The sequence below is a fragment of the Nocardioides sp. NPDC006303 genome, from assembly GCF_040613175.1.
Classification (GTDB): domain Bacteria; phylum Actinomycetota; class Actinomycetes; order Propionibacteriales; family Nocardioidaceae; genus Nocardioides.
This window is the reverse complement of sequence record NZ_JBEXRR010000008.1, coordinates 90,916-112,561: the sequence shown is the minus strand read 5'-3', so window position 1 is coordinate 112,561 and position 21,646 is coordinate 90,916. Positions and strand designations below refer to the sequence as shown.

General features: G+C 69.7%; 16 protein-coding genes. 2 read left to right on the top strand and 14 right to left on the bottom strand.

Annotated elements, in window-relative coordinates; translation table 11 throughout:
* The first annotated feature begins 98 nt into the window (after positions 1-98).
* On the top strand, positions 99-950 hold the full coding sequence (locus ABZY89_RS09120) for a GTP-binding protein LepA (protein WP_355226486.1): 852 nt from the start codon (positions 99-101) through the stop codon (positions 948-950).
* Between the two features lie 118 nt (positions 951-1,068).
* Here the strand turns inward: ABZY89_RS09120 and ABZY89_RS09115 are convergent, their stop codons facing one another.
* Positions 1,069-3,318 (bottom strand): transglycosylase domain-containing protein, encoded by a 2,250-nt coding sequence (locus ABZY89_RS09115; protein WP_355226484.1) that lies wholly within the window; start codon positions 3,316-3,318, stop codon positions 1,069-1,071.
* A 175-nt stretch (positions 3,319-3,493) separates the two neighbouring features.
* On the opposite strand from ABZY89_RS09115, the gene ABZY89_RS09110 reads away from it, so the two are divergent.
* The gene (locus ABZY89_RS09110; protein ID WP_355226482.1) at positions 3,494-4,330 is read left to right on the top strand and encodes a DUF692 domain-containing protein; all 837 of its coding nucleotides are present in this window, start codon (positions 3,494-3,496) and stop codon (positions 4,328-4,330) included.
* On the opposite strand, the gene ABZY89_RS09105 is transcribed toward ABZY89_RS09110, so the two are convergent.
* From ABZY89_RS09105 to ABZY89_RS09045, 13 genes are all read right to left on the bottom strand, one after another.
* A complete protein-coding gene (locus ABZY89_RS09105) occupies positions 4,299-5,192 on the bottom strand; it encodes an Abi-alpha family protein (RefSeq protein ID WP_355226480.1) in 894 nt (297 codons plus the stop codon). The genes ABZY89_RS09110 and ABZY89_RS09105 overlap by 32 nt on opposite strands.
* On the bottom strand, positions 5,189-6,511 hold the full coding sequence (locus ABZY89_RS09100; RefSeq protein WP_355226478.1) for a hypothetical protein: 1,323 nt from the start codon (positions 6,509-6,511) through the stop codon (positions 5,189-5,191). The genes ABZY89_RS09105 and ABZY89_RS09100 overlap by 4 nt, the downstream gene beginning before the upstream one ends.
* An 81-nt stretch (positions 6,512-6,592) precedes the next feature.
* Positions 6,593-7,594, bottom strand: a complete 1,002-nt coding sequence (locus tag ABZY89_RS09095; RefSeq protein WP_355226476.1) for an Abi-alpha family protein — start codon at positions 7,592-7,594, stop codon at positions 6,593-6,595.
* Entirely contained in the window at positions 7,591-8,904 is a 1,314-nt protein-coding gene (locus ABZY89_RS09090) for a hypothetical protein (protein WP_355226474.1), read from the bottom strand. The genes ABZY89_RS09095 and ABZY89_RS09090 overlap by 4 nt, the downstream gene beginning before the upstream one ends.
* 477 nt (positions 8,905-9,381) lie before the next feature.
* On the bottom strand, positions 9,382-9,816 hold the full coding sequence (locus ABZY89_RS09085) for a MerR family transcriptional regulator (protein ID WP_355226473.1): 435 nt from the start codon (positions 9,814-9,816) through the stop codon (positions 9,382-9,384).
* A complete protein-coding gene (locus tag ABZY89_RS09080; protein ID WP_355226471.1) occupies positions 9,816-11,009 on the bottom strand; it encodes a DnaJ C-terminal domain-containing protein in 1,194 nt (397 codons plus the stop codon). The genes ABZY89_RS09085 and ABZY89_RS09080 overlap by 1 nt, the downstream gene beginning before the upstream one ends.
* Positions 11,010-11,090: 81 nt before the next feature.
* Entirely contained in the window at positions 11,091-11,783 is a 693-nt protein-coding gene (grpE, locus tag ABZY89_RS09075; RefSeq protein ID WP_355226469.1) for a nucleotide exchange factor GrpE, read from the bottom strand.
* Positions 11,780-13,639, bottom strand: a complete 1,860-nt coding sequence (dnaK, locus tag ABZY89_RS09070) for a molecular chaperone DnaK (protein WP_355226468.1) — start codon at positions 13,637-13,639, stop codon at positions 11,780-11,782. The genes grpE and dnaK overlap by 4 nt, the downstream gene beginning before the upstream one ends.
* 246 nt (positions 13,640-13,885) lie before the next feature.
* On the bottom strand, positions 13,886-14,737 hold the full coding sequence (locus tag ABZY89_RS09065) for an aldo/keto reductase (protein ID WP_355226466.1): 852 nt from the start codon (positions 14,735-14,737) through the stop codon (positions 13,886-13,888).
* 40 nt (positions 14,738-14,777) lie between these two features.
* Positions 14,778-15,368, bottom strand: a complete 591-nt coding sequence (locus tag ABZY89_RS09060) for a hypothetical protein (protein ID WP_355226465.1) — start codon at positions 15,366-15,368, stop codon at positions 14,778-14,780.
* A 69-nt stretch (positions 15,369-15,437) separates the two neighbouring features.
* Positions 15,438-18,374 (bottom strand): AAA family ATPase, encoded by a 2,937-nt coding sequence (locus ABZY89_RS09055; RefSeq protein ID WP_355226463.1) that lies wholly within the window; start codon positions 18,372-18,374, stop codon positions 15,438-15,440.
* A gap of 59 nt (positions 18,375-18,433) precedes the next feature.
* Positions 18,434-18,574 (bottom strand): hypothetical protein, encoded by a 141-nt coding sequence (locus ABZY89_RS09050; protein ID WP_355226461.1) that lies wholly within the window; start codon positions 18,572-18,574, stop codon positions 18,434-18,436.
* A gap of 90 nt (positions 18,575-18,664) precedes the next feature.
* Positions 18,665-21,574, bottom strand: coding sequence for an AAA family ATPase (locus ABZY89_RS09045; RefSeq protein ID WP_355226459.1), 2,910 nt, complete (start codon positions 21,572-21,574; stop codon positions 18,665-18,667).
* Positions 21,575-21,646 lie beyond the last annotated feature (72 nt).

Here is a 21,646-nt window from a genome sequence, read left to right as displayed (position 1 = left end):
GAGGCCAACACCCCTCGGTTACGTTAAATCGCATTACAACGTCGCCCGGTGCGGGCAGACTGGAGGCGCTGCTTGACTCCCCCACCAGGAGCCGCCCGATGCCGACCGATACCGAACGTCTCGTTGCTCATGTCGCGCGCCTCGGCGAGGAGCACCCACCGATCTCGATGGACTCGGTCGACTTCACCGTGAACGACCCGGCCGGCTTCGGCGCCCGCTTCGGCCATGTGCTCGACTACATGGCGCGGGTCGAGCTCGAGGTCGACCGCAACGTACTCGAGATCTCGACCATGCTCCCCAACCCACCCGAGGTCGACAAGCAGTTCTACGGCGAGGTGTGGCAGCCGCAGGAGATCCAGCACGGACTGATCCTCGACCGGCTCCAGCAGATCCTCGGCCGTCCGCCGGCGACCACCGACCTGGACCACGTCGGCCTGAAGCTGAAGGTGCTCGGCCTGCTGGCTCACCTGGAGCCGTTCCAAGACGTCTGCCGGATGCTCTACTACCTGACCGGCATGGCCACCGAACGCTCCGCGGTGATCGCCTACAACCTGCTCCACGACGGGGTCATCGAGACCGGCGAGCACGCCGTCGCCGAGACCGTCATCGCGCCGATCAAGCGCCAGGAGCCGGGCCACTACGCCTTCTACCAGCTCTCCGCCCGCTCCCACTGGGCCACGCTCGCGGCCTGGCAGAAGTGGCTGGTCCGACGCCTGCGCCGGATCTCCTTCGCCCCCGTCGGCGTCAACAACGTCACCCAGCTCGCCGACTTCGGCGACGTCATGGAGACCCTGGGTGTCGATCACGAAGGCCGCGACCTCGCCGCCGACGTGGCCCGGGTCGAGCAGGAGCTCCTCTGGGCCCGCGACCGCGGACTCCCCGTCCCCGACTACGTCACCCGCGCCTTCCGCGACGCGGTCGAGGCGGCTCGAGCGCGCGCGGCTGCCTAGCCGACCGTGTTGGTTTCGACACCGACTCGCTAGCGCTCGCCGGGCTCAACCAACGCACGCAACCGCTGGTTGAGCCGCCGGAGCCGCTAGGCGAAGGCGTGTCGAAACCAACACCTGCTCACCCGCGCCACTTCGACACGAGCATCTCGACCGTCGCGCCCTTGATCGCCCGGCTTCCGGGAACCGTGCCGACGACCGTGCCCGCCTTCCAGCGCGACTTGACCCGCTTGCCGACGACCGGCTTGAACCCGGCGGCCTTGAGCCGGGCGGTGGCCCGGGCGACGGAGAGCCCCTCGACCTTCGGGATCTTGACGCCCTTGCCGTTGACGACGCTGGCGCCAGGACGTACGAAGCTCGCGGAGCCCAGCTTGCCGTCGATCGCCCGCATCGCGTCGGCCCACATCGGACCGGCGACGGTCGAGCCCGACGCCGAGGCGACGTAGCCTCCGCGCAGGCGCTGCCCGTTGAGGGAGACCCACTTGCCCTCGTAGTTGGCACCGGCAATCATCGAGGCGGTCGCCAGCTTGGGCGTGTAGCCGTTGAACCACACCGCGCGGTTGCTGTTGGTGGTCCCGGTCTTGCCCGCCGACGGCACGCTCAGCGCGAGCCGCTGCCCGAACCCACCCGGCTGCAGCACGCCGCGGAGGATGTCGTTCATCGCATCCGCGGTCCCGGTACGCATCACCTGCTCGCACGAGGCCGCGTACTCCTTCATCGTCTTCCCGTCAGGGCCGACGATCTCGGTCACCGGCCGCGAGTCGCAGTGCTTGCCGCGGGCACCGAAGGTCGCGTACGCCTCGGCCATCTCCAGCGGGCTGACATCGACCGGACCGAGGGTGAAGGACGGCACCCGCTCGTGGGCGGGATTGGTCAGGCTGATGCCCATCTTCTTCGCGAGCGTGTAGGGGGCGCAGACGCCGGTGAACTGCTCGAGCCGGACGTAGAAGGTGTTCACCGACTCGCGGGTGCCGGTGTAGAGGTTCTTGTTGCCCGAGGTGGTCGAGTTGCCGACCGGGTAGGGGTTGGGGTTGAAGTTGCCCTCGCCGGGGCAGTTGGCGAAGGACGCCTGGTTGAACGTCCTCTTGGCCGGCGACGGGATCTCCTGCCTGAGCGGGAAGCCCTTCTCGATCGCCGCGGCGCCGACGAAGACCTTGAAGGTCGAGCCCGCCTGGAAGCCGTTGGCGTCGCCGTACTCCTTCGGCACCAGGTAGTTCAGGTAGGACTCGCCCTTCCTCCGGTTCTCCCCCATCGGCCGCGACTGCGCGAGCGCCTTGACGTTGCCGGTGCCGGGCTCGACCATCGCCAGGGCGCCGACCGCGTTGTCGGTGGGCGAGACGCGGCCGCTGACGGACCGCTGCGCCGCCTTCTGGAAGCTCGCGTCCAGGGTCGTCCTGATGGTCAGACCGCCGGTCTGGAGCAGCCGCCAGCGCTCGGCCTCGGTCTCGCCCAGCGACTTGTCGGCGAGCAGCCACTGCAGCGCGTAGTCGCAGAAGAACTCTGCCGAGGATCCGAAGCAGCCGTTGCGGCTGTCCTGGACGTTGAGCCCGAGCTCGGTCTCCTTGAGCTTCTCGGCGTCGGCCCGCGGCAGGTCGCCGACCTGGGCCAGCCGCTCGAGCACCAGGTTGCGGCGCGCGACCGTGGCGTCGGGGTAGTCGGTCGGGTCGTAGCCGGTCGGGTTCTTCACCATCCCGGCCAGCATCGAGGCCTGTCCCCAGGTCAGATCGGCGGCGTCGACGCCGAAGTAGTGCTTCGCGGCCGCCTGGACCCCGTAGGCGGAGTCACCGAAGTAGGCCGCGTTGAGGTAGCGCTCGAGGATCCAGTCCTTGTCGTGGTTCTCCTCGAGCCAGATCGCATAGCGGAGCTCGCGGATCTTGCGGGCCGTGGACTTCTCGGTCGCCGCGGCCCGCTCCTCGTCGGTGTCGGCCCCGTAGACGAGAGTCGTCTTGACCAGCTGCTGGGTGATCGACGAACCGCCCTGCACCGAACCCGACTCGGAGGCCGAGTTGCGCAGCAGCGCCCGCAGCGTGCCCTTGAGGTCCATCGCGCCGTGCTCGTAGAAGCGGCTGTCCTCGATCGCGAGCAGGGCCTTCGGCATGTTCGGCGAGATCTGGTCGAGCGCCTTGTAGGACCGGTTCTGGTCGTAGAGGGTCGTGATCACCTTGCCGTGCACATCCAGGATGCGGGTCGTCTGCGACAGCTCGCCCATGTCGATGTCGAGGGGCAGCTCGTCGATCGCCTGGGCGCCGGACTTGGCCGCGACGCCGGTCAGGTGGATGAACGGGACCGCCATGCCGGAGGCGACCAGCCCGGTCACCGCGGCGACGCCGATGAATGCCGCGAACCGCATCGCGACGCGGTGAAACGGCATGGTACGAACGACTTTGCGCGCCAAGATGGGGGCTCCTACCCGGGCCTCGAGCCAGGACCGGCGAGGGTTGCTGAACGATTGGAGAACAGGTGTTCAGAATACCGGAAGGCCCCACAACGATCGCGTTCGATCCGCCACACTTCTCCCTGTGAACCCCTCGGTCTCAGGAGTCGCCGTGGCATGGCGTCCCGCGATCGCCGAGCTCCTCCAGACGTACGCCGCCTCCGGCCGTCTCGGTTTCACCGAGGTGGTCGCGGAGAACACCGCGCCGGCGCGGGTCCCGCAGGCCGTTCGAGATCTCGGCGTCCCGGTCATCGCCCACGGCGTCACCCTCGGCCTGGCCGGCGCCGCGCATCCCGTGGCGGACCGTCTCGCCCGGCTGGCCGAGATCGCCGAGGCCCTCGACAGCCCGTTCGTCTCCGAGCACGTCGCGTTCGTGCGGGCGAGCGACTCCCCCGACCCGCTGCACGGCGACGTCTTGGAGGCCGGCCACCTGCTGCCGCCGCCACGCACGAGAGACTCGCTCGACGTGCTGGTCGACAACATCCGGATCGCGCAGGACCAGCTGCCGGTGCCGCTCGCGGTCGAGAACATCGCGGCCACCTTCACCTGGCCCGAGGACACCATCAGCGAGCCCGATTTCCTCACCGAGCTCGTCGAGCGCACCGGCGTACGCCTCGTCCTCGATGTCGCCAACCTCTACGCCTCCGCGGTCGCCCGCGGCACCGACCCCATCGCCGACCTGGCCCGCTTCCCGCTCGACGCGGTCGCCTACATGCACGTCGCCGGCGGCACCGAGCGCGAGGGCCTCTACATCGACACCCATGCCCACCCGATGCCGGCGCCGGTGCTGTCGCTGCTCGCGACGGCAGTCGAGGCGTACGCCGGACGTCGCCTCCCCGGGATCATGCTCGAACGCGACGCGGATGTGTCCCCGCAGACCGTCGACCCCGAGTTCGCGAAGCTCGTCGAGGCGATCTCTACGCCTTCGGCAGATCCGCTCCACCCGTGACCGGAGCCTGATGCTCCGGGAAGATGGACTCGGCCGAGACCTCGTCCACCAGGGTGGTGCGGCCGAAGGCCTCGCCGAACGGCGTCAGGTGCACCGAGCGGCGCACGATCTTGGCGAACTTCACCGAGTGCAGCGCCCCGAGCACGTCGGGCTGGGCCTCCAAGACCTGGTATTCCAACGGGTCGGGCAGCGGCTCCTTGGAGAACCACACCAGCCCGAGCCGGAACAGGTTGTTGAGATAGGCCGGCACCCGGTCCGGATAGCGCACGCCGCTGCGCCCCGCGATCATGTTGAGACCGGGCGCGATCATGGTGCTGCCGACGAGCCCTGCCGGCCCACCGGTGCGAATGTCGACCGAGGGCTGCGGCCCGGCCTGAAGCAGGTAGAGCAGCATCCGCGCCTCGTCGGGCGCGAGCTCGTCGAGGATCCGGGCGTACGCCGGGTGCCCCTGCTCATCGGCCCAGACGTCGCGGGACCGGTCGAGCAGCTCGGCCCCTCGCCGGCGCAGCACCGGCAGGGAGTCCTCAGACGCCTCGGCCTCCCGGGTGCGGGCGAGCACGACATCGCGACCGGCGGCCTCGTAGTCGGCGTCGGAGAGCTCCATCACCTGGTTCGCGTTGGGGAGGATGATCCGGGCCGCGGTGCCGGCGACGATGCCCACCGCCTCGGCCGTCTCGCGCACCAGCCCCACGCGTACGTCCTGGTCGACCATCGCCCGGGCGACCCGGATCCCGGCGCGGCCGGAGGTGCGCAGTCCCCACCCGGCCGTGTGCCAGGCAGCCCCCGCGGCCACCCTCGCCAGACCGGGTGCGGTGCCGGCCACGGCGGAGGCGGTCGGGATGACCTTGCCGAGGAGACTCATGTCGGAAAGATTAGAAGGTGAAGGAAGCCGCCCGCGAGTCCCATGATCGCGCCGTGGGCGTAGAGCATCCATTCGTCCTCCTTGATCGCTGACCTCATCATGTCCACGAAGTCGCCCGGCGGGAGCTCCTTGGTGCGCCGCGCGACCAGGTCACGGATCTTGTCCGCCTGGTGACGGCTGAAGCCGGGATCGCGGAACGGCACCAGCGTACGATCCGCCGCCTCGTTGGCCACCGAGGTGCTGATCCGGTCGAACCGCTCCGAGCCGAGCGCTATCCGCACCGCACCGCGGTAGGGCCCGGCCGCCCTGTCCACCGCGGGCATCAGCGCGTTGATCAGCAGCTTGCGGGTGGCGTCGCCGCGGGGACCGTCGAGCAGGAAGTCGCCGATGCGCTCGAGCGTGATCACGTCGGTGGCGATGATGTCGGCGTAGACCTCCGCGGCCTGCTCCTGGCGGCGCGGGAAGAGACCCTGCACCTTGATCCCCAGGATGCGCCGCGGCTCGGCGGGCTCGAAGATCAGCCACATACCGAGCAGGTTGGTCACCCAGCCGACGACCACGCCGAGCACGGGAAGCAGCCACCAGACGTGGAAGGTCTGGTCGACCAGCGCCACCGGGATGCCGAGCAGGAAGCCGAAGATGAACCCGAAGGCGACCATCAGGTTGAGCTCGCGCTGCCCGAAGTCACGGAAGATCCTGACCACCAGCGCGGGGTTCTTGCGGAAGTGGTCGATGACCATCAGCTTCGGGTCGAGCAGCTGGTCGATGTGTATGCCGATGTCGTCGGTGACCTTGTGCACGATCGAGGGCAGCTGCGCCTGCACCCTGACGGCGATCGCGTCCTTGACCGCCTGCGGCAGGTCGCGCCAGAGCCGCGGGTGCTCCCGCATCATGATCTGTTCGACCAGCTCGGGCACCTCCGGCCGGAAGGTCTCCACGATGTGCGTGGCGATCTCCGAGGGGCCGAGCTGCTGGTAGAAGTCGCTGGGCGTGCCGAGCTTGGCGATCGCCTTGTCGACGGCGATGGAGCCCATCTTCGCGGCCCGGGCGGGGATGATGCCCTGCCAGCCGATCCCGCCCTGGGCGAAGCCCGGGACCTCCTGCAGCTTGTGCGGCAGCACCCTGGTCAGCTCGCGCAGCCCGGGCACCTGGAACCCCTTGAAGGAGAGCGGGGAGAAGAGCATGTAGAGGCCCGACCAGTTGATCAGCCAGCCGATCACACCGGTGAAGATCGGGATGGTGATCAGCGAAAGCCAGTGGACGTGGGCAGCCCAGTCCTCGAACCAGCTGACCAGCGAGTCCTGCCACTCCGGCGACATCCGAGCTCCTTCCGCCAGAGTTCCAGACCGTCAGTATGCGTACCCTACCCACAGGCGAACGCAACCACCCCGAAGCGTCTGCTATTCGGTTGAGGCTTCCGTCGCCGCGCCGGGCGGGATCTCATGGATCGGCAGCCGGTCGAGATCCTCGACGTCGGCGAAGCAGGCCCGGGCGAAGTCCTGCCCGAACGGGGTCAGGTGGATCGAGCGCCGCTTGATCCGGGCACCGCCCTTGGCGTGGAGAGCCGCGAGTACGTCGGGCTGCGCCTCGACCACCTGGTAGCGGATCAGCTCGCTGACCGGGTCCTCGGACTGCCAGACCAGGCCGAGCCGGGTCAGGTTGTTGAGGTACTGCGGCACCAGAGACGGGTAGCGCACGCTGGCCTGCGCTCCGATCATGGTCAGTCCCCGGGCGATCATCCGAGCCCCGCGCAGGTGGCCGATCAGGCCACCCTCGACCACGTCGACGGCCGGCTGCGGGCCGTCCTTGAGCATCAGCACCAGGATGCGGGCCTCGTCGGGAGCCAGCTCGTTGAGGATCGACACGAAGGCCGGGTGGCGCTCGTTCTCGTCCCATACGTCACGCGAGCGGCGCAGCAGCTCCTCGCCGGTCCGCCGCAGCCGGTCGGGCTCCGTGCCCGGGGCGACTCCGTTGACCCGGGCGGCCCGACCCTCCATCGCCGCCCTCGCGCTCTCGGCGGCCGGCAGCGCGAACCGCTCCAGCAGACCCGTGACCGGGTTGCCCGTGGCGACCCGCTTCGCGAGCGCGGTCACCTGGCGGGCGTTGGTCGCCACGTCCTCGGTGAGCCGGACCGCCTCGTCGGGATCGACGACCGCCTTCGCGACCCGCCCCACCCCTCGGGCGTACGTCCTCAGCCCCCAGCCCGCGGTGTGGGCGACCGTGACCGCGGAGATCCGGAGCAGGCCCGGGAGGACTTCCATCGCATCGTCTACGAGACCGCCGCTCGGGGCCGGCGTGGGCATGCGGTGCATCCCCTCCCGGCCCTCGACGAGCTCTTCTGGCGGCTCGATCGAGCGTGGCTGACGGGCCCCTGGCTCGGTGTTGATGTGGAGGGCGCTCACAACACGTTCCACCATTCGAAGACTGCGACGTGCAGAAACCCGCCCGCCAGCCCCATGATCGCCCCATGGGCGTAGAGCAGCCACTCGTCCTCCTTGATCGCGGCTCTCATCATCTCAACGAAGGTCTTCGGGGGCAGCGCGCGGCACCGGTCGGCGATCAGCCGGCGGATGTTGCACGACTGCTGCTGGCTGAAGGCGGCGTCGCGCAGCGGAGTGAGTGTGTACTCGACGGCCTGCTCGGCGACCGAGGACCGGATCGCGTCGAACCTCCTGGTCCCGACCGCGACCCGGACCGCACCGTAGGCCGGTCCGACCGCTGCGTTGACCGCCGGCTCGAGGGCCGCGGCGAGCATCTGGCGGGTGCGGTCGCCGGACGGCCCGTTGAGAAGGTGCTCGCCGATGTGCTCGAGCGTGATCACGTCCTGGGCGATGTGCTTGCCGTAGACGTCCGAGGCCTGCCACTGCCGCCGGGCGAAGAGCGCCTGGATCTTGAACGGCCCGATCCGCCTGGGCTCGGCGGGCTCGAAGATGAGCAGCATGCCGAGCAGGTTGGTCGTCCAGCCGACCAGCACACCGAGGATCGGCAGCAGCCACCAGATGTGGAAGGCCTGGTCGACGACGGCGACCGGGATGCCGAGCAGGAAACCGAAGATCGCCCCGAAGACGACCATCATCCGCAGCTCGCGGGCCCCGAAGTCCTTGAAGATCCGCACGATGATCGAGGGGTCCTTCTCGAAGTTCTCGATCACCATGATCTTCGGGTCGAAGATCTGGTCGATGTGGTTGCCGATCTCGACGGTCACGTCACCGACGACCTCGGGGAGCCGGTCCTGGACCCGCTGGATCACGACCGTACGCAGCGGGCGCGGCAGGTCGCGCCAGAACCGGGGATGCTCCCGCCACATGATCTCGTCGACAAGCAGCGGGATCTCGGGACGGAAGACGTCGACGATGTGGGCGGCGATCTTGTCCGGCTCGAGCTGCTCGTAGAAGTCTCGAGCCGTCGCCATCTGCGACAGCGCCCGGTCGACGGCGATCGAGCCCATCTTCGCGGCCCGTGCCGGCACGATCCCCTGCCAGCCGAGCCCGCCGCGCAGGATGCCCGGGATCTCCTGGACCTTGCGCGGCAGCGAACCGGCGATCTGCTTGAGCCCCGGCACGGTGATCCCGTGGAAATGGATCGGGGAGAAGAGCATCCACAGCCCCGACCAGTTGATGAGCCAGCCGATCACGGCGGTGAAGATCGGGACCGACCAGAACTCGAACCAGTCGATGTCCCACCCGGAGAGCACGTCGACGACGCTAGACACGGGACCCCTCGTATTTCGGTCAGTGAGTCTCCCGCTATCCGGAGACTGCACCGATCAACACAGAGGCGCGCCGAGAGTCACCGAGCTGGGAGATATCTCGCCCGCGCCGCGCGCAGGCGTCACTTCAGATCCTGCCCGATCACTTGGGTTCGGTCCAGGGCGACGCTCGCACCGGGCGCCACATCTGTCACAGAGAACAGGCAATTCCTGCACTTCTCAGGTGTTGCATTGCCAGAGAAGTGCAGGAATACCCGGTTAACCGGGTATTCCAACGACCACCAACCTCGAAAATTGGAAGGACCCGGCGGGTCCGTCTCGGGTCGGCTCCACCGGGTCCGCCGCGTGTGCCCCGACCATATGGGGGTTGGTCCGACACCCGCGGCTTACTCATCAGTATGCGGGTATTGCACCAACATCGGTTTTAACCGAAATCCACAACTCGCCAACAGCATTCCTGTGATCTCAGGGCAGACAGTGCTACTGCTGCTGGCGCCGCCAGACCACGATCGCCTGTCCTGGCGGGGCCTGGCGAACCGCAGGAAGCCTGCTGGTCGGGCCCTTCGGTTCAGGCGCAGCCGACCTGGCCTGGGCGAGCGCCTCGCGGGTCGCGGCCAGCTCGTGCAGCAGCTCCTCGTTGCGCCGGCGCAGGGCGTCGACGTGCTGCTCGAGGGCGAGGATGCGACGTACGCCCTCGATGCCGATGCCGGCCGCGGTCAGGTCCGCGATCGAGCGCAGCAGCTCGATGTCGTGGAAGGAGTAGCGGCGCCCGCCGCCCCCGGTGCGACCAGGGGTGATCAGGCCCATCCGTTCATAGGTACGCAGCGTCTGCGGGTGCAGCCCGGTCAGCTCCGCGGCGACGCTGATCACGTAGACCGCGGCATCCGGCGCCGGGCTGCCGAATCCGTCACTCATCATGACTCCTCGAGAAGAGACGTACGCAGGGGCTTGCCGGCCATCGCGGCCCGATAGGCCTCGACGGCGGCCTTGGCATCGGCGTCGAGCACGGCCGGGATCTGCACCTCGACGGTCGCGAGCAGGTCACCCACGGTACCGTCCGAGCGGCGGAACCCCTTGCCGCGGACCCGGAACGTACGCCCATTGGGGGTCCCCGCCGGGATCCTCAGCGTCACCGGCGAGCCGGACAGCGTCGGCAGCTTGGCCTCGGCGCCGAGAGCCAGCTCGTCGAACCCGACCGGGACGTCGATGGTGAGGTTGTCGTCCTTGCGGCCGAAGACGCGGTGGGGCGTGACGTGCACGGTGACGTAGAGGTCACCGGCCGGGCCGCCGTTCTCACCGGCGGCCCCCTTGCCCTTGAGCCGGATCCGCTGACGGTCCTTGACGCCGGCCGGGATGCGCGCCTGGATGGTGCGCGCGGAGGTGCCGCGGCCGGAGCCGTGGCAGGTCGGGCAGGCCTCGTCGTAGATCAGCTGGCGGCCACCGCAGCGCGGGCAGGTCTCGTTCATCGAGAACGCGCCGCCGACGGAGTTGACGACGTAGCCAGCGCCCTCGCACTCGGGGCAGACCCGCGGCTTGGTGCCGGGCTTGCCACCGGTGCCGTTGCAGTCGGGACAGGCGGCGTCCGAGGTCAGCCGCAGCGAGATGGTCACGCCGTCGAGCGCGTCGGTGAACCCGATCGTGGCGCTCGTCTCGACGTCGGCACCCTTGATCGGCCGAGCCCTCGGAGTCGTACGCCGCCCGCCGAAGCCTCCGCCGGCGCCACCGGCACCGCCGAAGAGGTCGCCGAACATGTCGCCGAGGCCACCGCCCTGGGCACCACCGGCGCCGAAGAGGTCGTCGAAGTTGTAGCCGCGGCCACCGCCCGTGCCGCCGAAGCCGCCCGGGAACCCGCCCGAGGCACCGAGAGTGCGGACCTCGTCGTACTTCTTGCGCTTCTCGGCGTCGCCGATGACGTCGTAGGCCTCGGCGACCTTCTTGAACTTCTCGTGCTTGGCGTCGTCGCCCGGGTTGGAGTCGGGGTGGTTGGCCCGCGCGAGCTTGCGATAGGCCTTCTTGATGTCGTCGCCCGAGGCGTCCTTCTTGACACCCAGCTCGGCGTAGTAGTCCTTGTTGATCCAGTCCGGCCGGATCCCGTCGTTCTCAGCCACCTAGCCCCTCCTCCCTTCTTCTCGGTGACCGAGGCTGCCGATCTCTCGACAGCCCCGGCCCCCCATCGTTGTCACTCCGGGTCACTCCGGGTCGACGACCAGGACCTGCGCGGCCCTGACCACCCGGTCGCCGATCATGTAGCCGGCCTTGGCGACCAGCTTGACCGAGGTCTCCTCGACCTCCGGGTCGGTGCCCATGTGGCTGAGCGCCTCGTGACGGTTGGGATCGAAGACGTCGCCCGGCTCACCGAACTTCTTCAGACCCAGGTTGGTCACGATCTTCTCGAGCTGGTCGGCGACGGCCTTGAAGCCGCCGTCGACCTCGCCGTGCTCGCGGGCACGGTCGATGGTGTCGAGCACCTCCACGATCGGAGTGAGCACCTTGTAGGTCGCGTTCTGCGAGACCAGCTCGCGGTCACGGTCGACCCGCCTCTTGTAGTTGACGTACTCGGCCTGGAGACGCTGCAGGTCCGTGGTCAGCTCGGCGACCCGCTTGTCGACCTCGTCGGCGGCATCGCCCATGAAGTCCACATCGCTGTCGTCCTCGATCACGTCCTCCTCGTCGTCTGCCTCGTCCGCCTTGTCCTCCGCCTCTTCGGCGGAGCGATCCTCGTCGGATGCAGCGTCGGCGGCGTCGTCCGAGTCCGAGGCGTCGCCCTCAGGAGCGTCCACCTCGGAGCCCTCGGTCGACTCCTCGTCGGTCTCGGGCGGCGGGGCCTCGGAGGTCGTCTCCTCGACGGCCTCCTCCGCCCCGCCGGGGCGGCGCTTCGTCACTTCTTGTCGCCCTCTTCACCCTCGACGGGCTCGTCGACGATCTCGGCGTCGACGACGTCGTCGTCGGCCTCGCCGGTCGCACCGGTGGCACCACCGGCAGCGGACTGCTCGGCCTCGGCCGCGGCGTACATGGCCGCACCCATCTTCTGCGAGGACTCACCGAGCTTGGTGATCGCGGTCTGGATGGCGTCCTTGTCGGCCTCGGTGTCCTCGAGGACCTTCTTCAGGGCGTCCAGGTCGGCCTGCACCTCGGTCTTCACGTCGTCCGGAACCTTGTCGCCGGAGTCGGTGATGAACTTCTCGGTGGTGTAGACGAGGCTGTCACCCTGGTTGCGGATCTCGATGGACTCGCGACGCTTGGCGTCCTCCTCGGCGTACTGCTCCGCCTCCTTGACCATGCGGTCGATGTCGTCCTTCGACAGCGCGGAGCCGCCGGAGATCGTCATGGACTGCTCGCGGCCCGAGGCCTGGTCCTTGGCAGAGACGTGCACGATGCCGTTGGCGTCGATGTCGAAGGCGACCTCGATCTTCGGCACGCCACGCGGCGCCGGCGGGAGGCCGGTGAGCTCGAAGTTGCCCAGCGGCTGGTTCTCCGACCACATCGGGCGCTCGCCCTGGGCGACCTTGATCTCGACGCTCGGCTGGTTGTCGTCAGCCGTGGTGAAGATCTCGGAGCGCTTGGTCGGGATGGTGGTGTTGCGCTCGATCAGGGTGGTGAAGACACCGCCCTTGGTCTCGATGCCGAGGCTCAGCGGGGTGACGTCGAGGAGCAGTACGTCCTTGACCTCGCCCTTCAGCACGCCGGCCTGCAGCGCGGCACCGACGGCGACGACCTCGTCGGGGTTGACGCCCTTGTTGGGCTCCTTGCCACCGAGCAGGCTCTTGACCAGGTCGGTCACGGCCGGCATCCGGGTCGAGCCGCCGACCAGGACGACGTGGTCGATGTCCTTGAGGGCCACGCCGGCGTCCTTGAGGACGGACTCGAACGGCTTCTTGGTGCGGTCGAGCAGGTCGGCGGTGATCTTCTGGAACTCCGCCCGGGTCATGGTCTCCTCGAAGTGGAGGGGGCCGGACTCACCGTGGGTGATGTAGGGCAGGTGGATCGAGGTGTTCTGACTCGAGGAGAGCTCGATCTTCGCCTTCTCGGCGGCCTCCTGGAGGCGCTGAGCGGCGATCTTGTCGGCGGCCAGGTCGACGCCGTTGGCGGCCTTGAACTTGTCGACCATCCACTTGACGATCGCGTTGTCCCAGTCGTCACCACCGAGGTGGTTGTCACCGGAGGTCGCCTTGACCTCGACGACACCCTCACCGATCTCGAGCAGGGACACGTCGAACGTGCCGCCACCGAGGTCGAAGACGAGGATGGTCTGGTCGTCGCCCTTGTCGAGGCCGTAGGCCAGCGCCGCGGCGGTGGGCTCGTTGACGATGCGGGAGACGTTGAGGCCCGCGATCTCACCGGCCTCCTTGGTGGCCTGGCGCTGCGCGTCGGAGAAGTAGGCCGGGACGGTGATGACCGCGTCGGTCACCGTCTCACCGAGGTAGGCCTCGGCGTCGCGCTTGAGCTTCTGCAGGACGAACGCGCTGATCTGCTGCGGCGTGAAGTCCTTGTCGTCGATGTTCACCTTCCAGTCGGTGCCCATGTGACGCTTGACCGACCGGATGGTGCGGTCCACGTTGGTGACGGCCTGGCGCTTGGCGACCTCGCCGACCAGCACCTCACCGGACTTGCTGAACGCGACCACGGAAGGCGTCGTACGGGCGCCTTCGGCATTCGCGATGACGGTGGCCTCGCCACCCTCCAGAACCGAGACGACCGAGTTGGTGGTCCCGAGGTCGATACCGACGGCACGTGCCATCTTTGCTACCTCCGCTTGTTGAAGCTGTGTGTATGTGGACTGTTCTCTGGGGAGACCCCGGAAGACTTGGGTTGTTCTGCACCCGCCCGGCGACTGCTGCCGCCGAGTGTTGCAAACAAGTTGAGTCGGATCAACTCAACTTCGTTCACTCTCCACAACGAAGACCCTACGCCCCCTATTCCAACGCCGGTCAAAACCAGGCCGAGTCGGCCCGTCAGGACGGGCCGACTCGGCGGAAGGCGGGGATCAGAAGGACGGGATCCAGTCGAAGGTGTCGGGGTTGGGGCCGGAACGGCCGGACTCGCCCTTGTCGAGGGCGGCGAGGGCGGTGACCTGGTCGGCACTCAGCTCGAAGTCGAAGATCGCGAGGTTCTGCTCGAGCCGGTCGCGGCGTACGGACTTGGGGAAGACGATGTCGCCACGGTCGATCTGCCAGCGGAGCACGACCTGGGCGGGCGACTTGCCGTGGGCGGAGGCGATCTCGGCGACCACCGGGTCGGTGAGCTCACCGCCGCCCTGCCCGAGCGGGGACCACGACTCGACCTTCGCGCCGTGGGCCAGGGTGGCGGCGCGCGCGGCCTCGTTGGCGAAGTAGGGGTGGACCTCGATCTGGTTGACCGCGGGCGCGACGCCCGTCTCGGCGACGATCTTGTCGAGATGGTCGGGCTGGAAGTTGGAGACGCCGACCGAGGTGGTCAGGCCCTCCTCACGGAGGCCGACGAGGGCCTCCCACGTCTTCGCGTACGTCCCGTCGTACTGCGTCGGCAGCGGCCAGTGGATCAGGAACAGGTCGACGCGGTCCAGGCCGAGCAGCTCCAGGGACCTCTCCAGCGACGCCTTCGCCTTGGCCGGGTCGTGCTGGGAGTTGTTGAGCTTGGTGGTGACGTAGACGTCCTCGCGGGCGAGTCCGGCGCTCTTCAGCGCGGCGCCGACTCCGGCCTCGTTCTGGTACATCTGCGCGGTGTCGATGTGGCGGTAGCCGACCTCGAGAGCCTGACTCACCACCTGCTCGGTCTCGTCCAGCGGAACCTGCCAGACGCCGAGACCGAACTGCGGGATCGAAGTGCCGTCATTGAGCTTGATCGTGGGAACCGTCATACCCACATACAACCAAGCGGGTGATGGCCTATTCCAGGGCTCAGCCGATCGTCACGGTCACCACGTTGGAGTAGGTGCCGGTGTCGATGTCCTTCATCCGGAACTTGTGCTTCCCGATCCGTCCGGACTGGATCGGGGTGGAGAACTGCTCGCCCCTGACCGGTACGTCCGGGATCCCGAACTCCTCCCAGCCCTGGCCGTCGTTGCGCTCCAGGCGGAGGATGGCACCCTCGCCGCGCGGGTAGATCCCGCTGAGGTCGATCCGCTCCATCGGCTTCGCCTGGACGATTCCGGCCTGGAGGGTGATCTCCTTCTTCGCCGGTTTCTCCTCGACGGTCTTGGACGGCGACGGGCTCGTGGAGGCCGCCTGCTTCTCCGGAGCGCTCGTCGGCGAGGCGTTGAGCGTGATCGCCGGCCCGTCCGCGGTCTTGGTCGGCTTGGGCGACGGGGCGTAGAGCGAGGCACCCGCGTCCGGGTCGGTGGCCTGGTCGTCGGCGGCACCGCCGCCACCGAGGCCCAGGATGTTGGCACCGACGAACATCCCGATCCCGATGATCAGTCCCACCCCGACCGCGACCGCGACGAGGGCCGTGACTCCGGCTGTGATCGGGTGCTGCCCGCTCTGCTTCACATCTGCTCCTCGACCCGCCCGTGGTGATGGTGACAATTCAGCCACACGTTCCTACCGAGCACCACAGGTTCAGCTGATCAGCTGCTGACGACGAGCGATGGCGGCCGCCTCCGTGCGACTCCCGGCGCCCAGCTTCCCGAGGATGTTGGAGACGTGCACGGAGACCGTCTTCGTGGAGATGAACAGCTGCTTGCCGATCTCGCCGTTGCTGCGTCCAGCGGCCACCAGCGTCAGGATCTCGCTCTCCCGCGGCGTCAGCGACGTCGACGTCGCCTGCTGCTGCTTGACCGCCGTGGCGCCGAGCGACCTCAGCTCGTCGAGCAACGGCTGCAGCCCGAGCCGCTTCGCGGTCGTCCGCGCCTTGTCGGCGGTCACCCTCGATCCGGCCACGTCACCGGTGGCCCGCTGGATGGTGGCGTACGTCGTTCGGACGGCGGCCAGACCCGGGACGTCGCCGTAGGCCTCGACCTGCTGCTCGGCGCGCTCCCACGCCGCCAGCAGAGATTCCTGGGGCGGGGCGTCGATGCCGGCGAGCCAGTGGACGCGGAGCACCTCCGCCTCCAGCCGGGCGGCCCAGGAGCGGCCCTCCGGGCCCCACTCTCCCGGCTCGTACTGCGCGACCACCTGCTCGCCGTCGCTGTGCAGACCGTCGACAGCCTCAACGAGCGACGGCCATCGCGCCGCCGGCAGCGAGGGCAGCATCTGCGCGATCCCGGAGGCGGCCACGACTGCCAGCCGCACCCGGCCGCCGAACCACTCGGTCCAGAACTGGGAGAGGGTCTCGACCGCGTCCGCGTAGACCTCGAGGACTCCCTCGGGGTCGCCGGCACGCGCCAGCGCGGTCATCTCCACGATCGAGCCGTAGAGGGCGATCAGGCCCTCCTGGGTCCAGAACGGCCGCAACGCGTTGGCCTCGTCACCGACCGATGCGCCCTGCGCCTGCTCCATCATCATCCCGAGCACGTCGAGGAGCGCGACCGGGACCGGCGGCGCGTCGGGCAGGTTGCCGCCGGCCAGCGCCAGCGCCTCGTCCCACTCCCCCAAGACCATCTGGATCCGGACGATGTCGGAGCGGGCGGCAGCGGCGTAGGGAGACCACTGCAGTGATTCGCCCCCGCCCTCGTCGATCACCGCCCGGAACCACCGCAGCGCCTCCGCGTAGTCACCGGCCTCGTCATAGGAGCGGCCGAGTGCGAACATCCCCCGGCTGACCGCGTACGTCGACCCGACCCGTCGCGCCTGGTCGATGGTCTCACGCAGCACCTGCCGGAAACCCTCCACCTTGTCGCCGCCGCCGCGGCCGGTGCGGACCTTGAGCATCGACAGGCTGGTGGCCATGTCGGAGGCGAGCTTGGAGAGGCTGTGCCGCTCGGCGATCTCGATGCCCTCCAGCCCGACCGCCTCGGCCTCCTCGCTGCGGCGGAAGCTCACCAGCGTGCGGGTTCGCACGGCCAGGACCGCGCACCGCGCCTTGGGCTCGGCGTCGTCGGGCAGCGCGACCATCGCGTCATGGGAGTGGGTGAGCGGATCGCCGTTTTCCATGAGGACCGCCGCCTCCGCCCGGGTCGCCAGCAGTAACGCCCGGCCCACCGACTGGCCGGCCGGGATGGCGTCGAGCCGCTCGGCCAGGATCGCGTCGGCCCGCGAGGGCAGTCCGGCGAGGATGAGCGTGTCGGCGGCACGCTCGTAGACCCGGTCCAGGTTGACCGCGGCTGCCTGGGCGACCTTCGGGTCGGCGGCGAGGCCCAGCGCCTTCTCGTAGTGGTGGGCGGCCTCGCCCACACCACTGACGCTGCGAGCCTCCTCAGCCGCGGCGATGCGAGCCCGTAGCGCGGTCGCGAGGTCACCGGCGTGCTTGGCGTGCAGCGCGAGCTCCGCGGCCGCACCCAGCCCGGGGGTCTCCTTCAGCACCTCGGCGAACCGGGCGTGCAGGCGGACCCGCTCGCCGGGCAGCAGGTCGTCGTAGACCGCCTCGGCGAGCAGCGCGTGGCGGAACGTGTAGCGCGAGCCGGTCGGCTCGAGCACCTTCTGCTCGACCGCGGTGCGCAGCGCGTCGTCGAGCTCGTCGGTCTTCATCTCGGTCACCGCGGCGAGCAGCTCGTGGGTGACCCGGCGCCCGGCGATGCTCGCCGTGCGGACCACGCTCCGCGCCGAGCCGTCGAGCCGGTCCAGCCGCACCAGCAGCAGGTCGGCGAGGTCGACCGGGAGGTCCTCGTCGCAGCCGGCCTGCACCAGCTCCTCGACGAAGAAGGCGTTGCCCTCGGCGCGGCGTACGACTCGTTCGGCGTCGACCTTTCCGGGGGCCAGCTCGTGGACCAGCAGGCGCACCGAGTCGTCGGAGAGCGGCTCGAGCACGATCCGCTCGACGTCGGGCAGCCGGCCCCACTCGCCGACCTGCCGGCGCAGCGGGTGCCGGCGGTGGATGTCGTCGGCGCGGTAGGACGCCACCATCGCGACCGGGCCGACGTAGGGCCGGGTGAAGAGGTAGGTCAGCAGGTCGCGGGTCGACTGGTCGGCCCAGTGGGTGTCCTCGACCACGACCAGCAGCGGCGCCTTCTCGGCGGCCGCCTCGAAGAGGGTGTGGACGGCATCGAAGAGCTGTCCGCGGTCGGTGCCGGTCGGGGCGGCTCCCTGGTTGGCGCCCATCACGCGGCGTACGGGCCTCAGCCTGGCCAGCGCCGGGTAGTCGGCCGCCACCCGCTCGACGACGTCGGGCAGGTCCGCGACGATGCGGTCGAGGATCTCCGAGAACGGCATGTACGCCACGGCGCTCTCGCCGAAGTCGACGCAGTGTCCCGCGTGCACCTGCCAGCCGTCGGAGACGGCACTGTCGCGCAGCGCGGTGAGCAGGCGCGTCTTGCCGACGCCGGCGTCACCGGCGAGGAGGACGTGCTGGCGCCGTCCGGAGGTCGAGCCCGTCTCCTCGGTGGACGAGACGCCGAGCAGCCCGGTGAGGGTGCGCAACTCCGGGTCGCGACCTACGAATGACCGAGCACTTTGCGCCATGTCCACTATCATCGCGCCTCCGGGCCCGGGATTCTCCCGCATTACCGACCTCCGAGGACTCAGTTGTGTATCGAGTCCATCCGGCGGGGACGGCGGCGCCTCACCTGGCGGGCGAGGCGGTCGGCCGCGGTCGCGCGGCGAATGCTCTGCTGTCGGTACGCCAGCTCGGCGTCGTAGCTGATCTGGTTGCTGTAAGTCATGCATCCAGACTCGGCTCCTGAGGTAGCGCCACGCATGAGGCGCCTGCCTTAGGCGTACGTCAGGGGTGCCTCATTCGGCCGTGATGCGCGTCACTCCACGAGTCCCCGGCGGCGGCCGATGGCCGCTGCCTCGGTGCGGCCGGAGGCGCCGAGCTTGGCCAGGATGTTGGAGACGTGGACGGAGACGGTCTTGGTCGAGATGAACAGCTGCTTGCCGATCTCGCCGTTGCTGCGCCCGGCCGCGACCAGGGCGAGGATCTCGCTCTCCCGGGCGGTCAGCTGGCCGGAGGGCCCGGCAGCCGACCGCTGCGGTGTGGTGCCGAGCGTGAGCAGGTGGTCGAGGAGCGGTCGAGCGCCGAGCCGCTTCGCCGCTTCCCTGGCCTGGTCAGCCAGCACACGAGCGCCGGCGGTGTCCCCACCGGCGCGGAGGATCTCGGCGAGCCGGACCCGCGACCAGGCGAGCTCGTGGACGTGCGGAAAGACCTCGAACGCGGCCACGGTCTCGCGCCACGCCTCGACGAGGTCGGCCTGCTCGGGCACGGAGATGCCGGCCAGCCAGTGGGCACGGAGCCCCTCGGCCCGCAGCCGCGCCGACCACGCCTGCCCCTCCAGCCCCCAGGGCTGCTCGGTCTCGACGGGCCGCGTGCCGGCCTCCAGGATGCGGTCCACCTGTGCCATCACCTGCGGTCGCGCACCGACGGGGACCGCCGGAACGGCGGAGCCGATCGCACCGACGGCGATCGCCGAGAGCCGGGCATGGGCGCCGAACCACTCGCCCCAGCCGGTGGTGAGTGCCGCGACGCCGGCGTCGTAGGCCTCGATCGCTCCGTCGATGTCTCCACGAGCCGCGGCCGCCCTGATCTCCACGGGTGCCGACTCGCTCGCGGTGGCCACCTCCTGCTTCCACGACGGCCGCAGCCGCCGCGCCTCGGCACCGACGTCGGCACCGCGGGCCTGCTCGATCATCAGCCGCTTGGACTCCAGCCACGGCCACAGCGCCGGCGGGATGCCGAACGCGTCGGTCAGCGCGAGCGCCTCGTCCCACCGGCCGGCGGTGTGGAGGTAGTCGAGCCAGGCGATCCGGGCGTCGAAGGCGTACGGCGCCCAGGGGACGCCCCGCTCCACGCTGAGCTCGAAGGCGCTGCGGTAGCTCTCGCCGGCCTCGTCGCGACGGTCGGCCGCGTCGAGAGCGAAGGCGAGCTGGAGCCGGGCGCGGAACTCCGGGTGCAGCGCGCCGACCTTGGCGGCCCGCGCAACCGCCTCACGGAGCGGCTCGATCCACAGCTGAGGCGGACGCCCCCACGACCCGGCCAGGGTCGCGGCCACCTCCGCGGCGAGGCCGGTCCGGCCGAGCTCCTCGGCCAGCGCCAGCGCCTCCCGGCCGGCTCGTTCGGCGTCTTCGTGGCGACGGTAGATCATCAGCGACCGGGCGTACGCCGCGAGCAGCCGCGCCCGCACCAACGGCGGGGCGTCCTCGGGCAGCTCGGCCATCGCCTTCTCCGCGAGCGCCCCGACCCGGACATCGTTGACGTAGGCGAAGCTGGTCTCGATCTCGACCGTCATCAGCTGTGCGCGCCACAGCCCGGGGGCATCGGCCGGGAGCGATTCCCGCTGCTCACGAGCCAGTTTCCCGGCCCGGTCGGCGTGCCCGGCGGCCACCATCGCGTCGCTGGCCTTGACCACCAGATCGACGAGGCGCTGGGTGTCGTGGCCGGAGTCGGCACGACCGGCAAGCTGGGCGATCGCCTGTTGATAGTGCTGCGAGGCCTCGTCGGGACCACCGGCGGCGGCCGCCTCGTCACCGGCGGCGATCCCGGCCGCGAGGGCGGTCTCGTGGTCGCCGGCGAGACGGGCGTGACGGGCGAGACCGGCCGCGCTGCCGGTCGTGAGGTCGCTGCTCAGCGCCTCGACGTACCGCTGATGGAGCCGGACCCGCTCACCCGGCAGCAGGTCGTCGTAGACGGCCTCGCCGAGCAGCGCGTGCCGGAAGACGTAGTAGCCGTCCTCACGCGGAACCAGGATCGCGCGCTCGATCGCCTGCCTCAGCCCGGCGTCGAGGGTGGCGCGGTCGAGACCGGCGACGGCCTCGAGGAGCTCGTCGCTGACGTCGCGCCCGGCGGCGCTGGCGGTGTCGACCACCTCGCGCGCGGTCGCGTCGAGCTGGTCCAGCCTGATCAGGAGCAGGTCGGCGAGATCCCAGGGCAGCTCGTCGGCGCCGGCGGCCTGCACCAGCTCCTCGACGAAGAAAGCGTTGCCGTCGGCGCGACGTACGACGCTCTCGACGTCGACCCCGTCGGAGAGGTCACCGGCGAGCTCACCGACCAGGATGCGTACGTCATCGTCGGAGAGCCGGCCGAGGTGGAACCGCTCGACGGAGGGCAGCCGGGTCCACTCGGCGAGCTGGCGGCGCAGCGGGTGACGTCGGTGGAGGTCGTCGGCGCGGTAGGAGGCGAGGATCGTGACCGGGCCGTCGAACGGCCGGGTGAAGAGGAACGTCAGCAGGTCACGGGTGGACTGGTCGGCCCAGTGGGTGTCCTCGACCATGACCAGCAGCGGCGCCTTCTCGGCCGCGCGCTCCAGGAGTGAGTGGATCGCGGCGAAGAGGTTGCCTCGGTCGAGCGCCTCCTGGACGGCGGTGTCAGCCCCGCCGAGCGCACGGGCCACGGGCGCCATCCGCAGGAGCGCCGGATGTACGTCGGCGACCTGCGCGACCACGTCGGGCAGCGCGGTGGTGATGTTGTCGAGGATCTCGGTGAAGGGCAGGTAGGCCTCGGCGCTGTCGCCGAAGTCGAGACAGTGGCCGACCAGCACCTGCCTGCCGTCGGCGGCGGCCCGGCCACGAAGCTCGCGCAAGATCCGGGTCTTCCCGACACCGGCGTCGCCCGCGAGGAGGACATGCCTGCGTCCGCCCGGTTGTGCGGCGCCGTCCAGCCCCACCAGCCCCACCAGTGTCTCCAGGTCGGCATCACGTCCGACCAGCCTCTCGGCACTCTGCGCCATGGGCGCAATCATCGCGCCTTCTGACAACACCGGGTCGGCCCAGGGGTCGAGACTGCCGTGCCCTGGACATGA

Coding starts and splice junctions, on each gene's coding strand:
- ABZY89_RS09120 (WP_355226486.1), top strand. CDS start 99: ATGCCGACCGATACCGAACGTCTCGTTGCTCATGTCGCGCGCCTCGGC.
- ABZY89_RS09100 (WP_355226478.1), bottom strand. CDS start 6,511: ATGTCGCCGGAGTGGCAGGACTCGCTGGTCAGCTGGTTCGAGGACTGG.
- ABZY89_RS09065 (WP_355226466.1), bottom strand. CDS start 14,737: ATGACGGTTCCCACGATCAAGCTCAATGACGGCACTTCGATCCCGCAG.
- ABZY89_RS09050 (WP_355226461.1), bottom strand. CDS start 18,574: ATGACTTACAGCAACCAGATCAGCTACGACGCCGAGCTGGCGTACCGA.
- ABZY89_RS09105 (WP_355226480.1), bottom strand. CDS start 5,192: ATGAGTCTCCTCGGCAAGGTCATCCCGACCGCCTCCGCCGTGGCCGGC.
- ABZY89_RS09055 (WP_355226463.1), bottom strand. CDS start 18,374: ATGGCGCAAAGTGCTCGGTCATTCGTAGGTCGCGACCCGGAGTTGCGC.
- dnaK (WP_355226468.1), bottom strand. CDS start 13,639: ATGGCACGTGCCGTCGGTATCGACCTCGGGACCACCAACTCGGTCGTC.
- ABZY89_RS09045 (WP_355226459.1), bottom strand. CDS start 21,574: ATGGCGCAGAGTGCCGAGAGGCTGGTCGGACGTGATGCCGACCTGGAG.
- ABZY89_RS09085 (WP_355226473.1), bottom strand. CDS start 9,816: ATGAGTGACGGATTCGGCAGCCCGGCGCCGGATGCCGCGGTCTACGTG.
- ABZY89_RS09115 (WP_355226484.1), bottom strand. CDS start 3,318: ATGCCGTTTCACCGCGTCGCGATGCGGTTCGCGGCATTCATCGGCGTC.